Origin of the sequence: Paratractidigestivibacter sp. (assembly GCF_052362415.1) — a bacterium.
Taxonomy (GTDB): Bacteria; Actinomycetota; Coriobacteriia; order Coriobacteriales; family Atopobiaceae; genus Paratractidigestivibacter.
The window spans coordinates 1,468-4,261 of record NZ_DAWEMK010000130.1; the positions used below are offsets into that span (position 1 = coordinate 1,468).

Sequence of the window (2,794 nt, forward strand, 5' to 3'; positions counted from 1 at the left end):
AGCTCGCCGCCCAGGTGACGAGGCCCATCTCCCCGAGCTTCGGAACCGTGGTTGGAAAGGTTTGATCATGGACGAAAAGTCGACCGCCGCTTCCGGCGCCGAAAGGGGCATCGCCCCGGCGGCCAAGCCCACCGCCCCCTCCGCGGCGCACAAGCCGACGGTGAGGCAGCCGCCCGCGGCAGCCAATTATCGGCTGCTCGAGAGCGCCTGCAAGTCCTACATGGACGCCGAGGGCGTCGAGAAGGTCGAGCGCGCCTACCGTTTCGCCGCCGATTACCACCGCGACCAGCGCCGCCGGTCCGGCGAGCCTTACATCAACCACCCCGTAGAGGTCGCGCTCATCCTCGCCAAGGACCTTCGCATGGACGAGGACACCATCTGCGCGGCCCTTCTCCACGACACCGTCGAGGACACCTCAGCCACGCTCGAGCAGCTCAAGGGCCTCTTTGGCGAGACCGTCGCCGACCTCGTCGACGGCGTGACCAAGCTCACGAGCGTCAAGGTCGCCACGATGGACGAGAAGCAGGCCTGGAACCTTCGCAAGATGTTCCTCGCCATGAGCCACGACATTCGCGTCGTCATCATCAAGCTCGCCGACCGCCTCCACAATATGCGCACCCTCGCTGCCCTGCCTCCCGACCGCCGCCTCTTCAAGGCGCGCGAGACCATGGACGTCTACGCGCCGCTCGCCGACCGACTCGGCATCAGCTCGATCAAGTGGGAGCTCGAGGACCTCGCGTTCTTCTGGCTCGAGCCCGAGGAGTACCAGCGCGTCGCGCGCATGGTCCAGGACTCGCGCGCCCAGCGCGAGGACGACGCCGAGGCGGCCATGAAGACCCTCGACGACGAGCTCAAGCGCGTCGGCCTCAAGGACTACCAGATCACGGGCCGTCCCAAGCACCTGTGGTCCATTTACCTCAAGATGACCCGCAAGGGGCGCGACTTCTCCGAGATCTACGACCTCATCGCCCTTCGCGTGATCACCCAGACAGTGGGGGACTGCTACTCGGCCCTCGGCGCCGTCCATACCCTGTGGCACCCGCTGCCCGGGCGGTTCAAAGACTACATCGCGACGCCGAAGGCGAACCTCTATCAGTCGCTCCACACCACGGTCGTCGGCCCCGATGGCCGGCCCATCGAGATCCAGATCCGCACCGTCGAGATGCACGAGGCGTCTGAGTACGGCATCGCCGCCCACTGGCTCTACAAGAAGTCGGGAAACTCCCGAGGGAGGATGAGCGCCGAGGACCGCTCCATCGACTCGACCATCAACTGGATCCGCCGGAGCCTCGACTGGGCCGTTGAGGATGACGTCGACGATGCCCACGAGTTCCTGGACAACCTGCGCGTCGACCTCTTTGAGCACGAGATCTTCGTCTTTACCCCCAAAGGCGAGGTCTTGAGCCTGCGCCGCGACTCCACCCCGCTCGACTTCGCCTATGCCGTCCATACCGAGGTCGGCAACCACTGCGTCGGCGCGAAGGTCAACGGCTCGGTCGTGCCGCTCACCTACAAGCTCAACATGGGCGACCGCGTCGAGATCCTCACCAACAAGAACGCCAAGCCCAGCCACGACTGGATGAGCGTCGTGGTCACGCCCTCGGCGCGCGCGAAGATCCGCAAATACTTCTCGACCGAGTCGAAGAGCGACGACGCCGAGCAGGGCCGCGCCGAGCTCGCCCGCGAGCTCCGCCGCCGCGGCTACGGCATCGGCGCCAAGCGGACCATGAAGGCTATCGATCGCGCCTGCGAGGGACTCAACGCCAAGGACGCCGACGATCTCTTTGCCGCGGTCCACACGGGCAAGGTCACGGCGAACCTCGCCGCCAACCGCATCGAGGAGATCCTGAACGAGGGCTCGCCCGAGCAGCTCGCCGCTACGGCCAAGGAGGCCGAGGCCAAGGCCGCCCGCGCGAAGGCGATGGCCGGCAACGAGCCGATCATGAAGTCCTACGCGATCGCGCAAGCGGACAAGGGCAAGAAGCGCCGCACCAACTGCGGCGTCGTCGTCAAGGGCGACGCGGACCTGCTCGTCCACCTCGCGCATTGCTGCAACCCCGTCGCCGGCGACGACATAGTCGGCTTCATCACCCGCGGGCGCGGGGTCTCCGTCCACCGCGCGACCTGCCCGAACGTGGCGGGGCTCATGGCCCACCCCGAGCGCATGATCGACGTTGCGTGGGACACCTCCGGCGCGACGGAGTTCCGCGTCGAGATCGTCGTCGAGGCGACCGACCGCATGGGCCTGCTCAAAGACGTGACCATCGCCATCGGCGACGCCGGTGGAAACATCCTCTCGGCGGCCACGCAGACCTCCAGCCAGGGGATCGCGCGCCTGCGCTTCCTCGTCTCCATCTCCGATGCGAGCCTGCTCGACTCGCTGCTCGCCACCGTGAGCCGCGTCCCGTCCGTCTACGACGCGCGCCGCCTGATGCCGGGCGAGGGCGCCCAGCAGCTGAGCCGAAGGGGGTAGGGGAGCCATGGGAGAATCCGAGGCGGCCTCGGGCCGCGGCCGCGATGAGCTCCGCTGCTTCGTGGTGGGGCCGATCCAGACGAACTGCTTCGCGTACGTGAGCGGAGGGGCGTGCATGGTCGTCGACCCCGGCGACTCGGGCGCGGCCGTGGCCGAGCAGCTCACCGACGTGCGGGTGGACTACATCGTCGCCACCCACGGCCACGGCGACCATGTCGGCGGCGTGCTCAGGCTCAAGGAGGCCTGCGGGGCGCCCTTCCTCATCAACGAGGCCGCCATCCTCACTTCTTTGCGCAAGCTCGCGGATCGCATCCCCCCTGC

The 2,794-nt window shown here is 67.5% G+C and carries 2 protein-coding genes; both read left to right on the forward strand.

Going from position 1 to position 2,794, the window contains the following annotated elements; all coding sequences use genetic code 11:
- The first annotated feature begins 67 nt into the window (after positions 1-67).
- Positions 68-2,473 (forward strand): RelA/SpoT family protein, encoded by a 2,406-nt coding sequence (locus ACT84W_RS09695; RefSeq protein ID WP_417575522.1) that lies wholly within the window; start codon positions 68-70, stop codon positions 2,471-2,473.
- 7 nt (positions 2,474-2,480) lie between these two features.
- A partial coding sequence (locus tag ACT84W_RS09700) for an MBL fold metallo-hydrolase (RefSeq protein ID WP_444329058.1) occupies positions 2,481-2,794 on the forward strand: 314 nt, incomplete at its 3' end.

What these genes read in the sequence shown, in the direction of transcription:
- ACT84W_RS09695 (WP_417575522.1), top strand. Translation starts at nt 68, where the DNA reads ATGGACGAAAAGTCGACCGCCGCTTCCGGCGCCGAAAGGGGCATCGCC.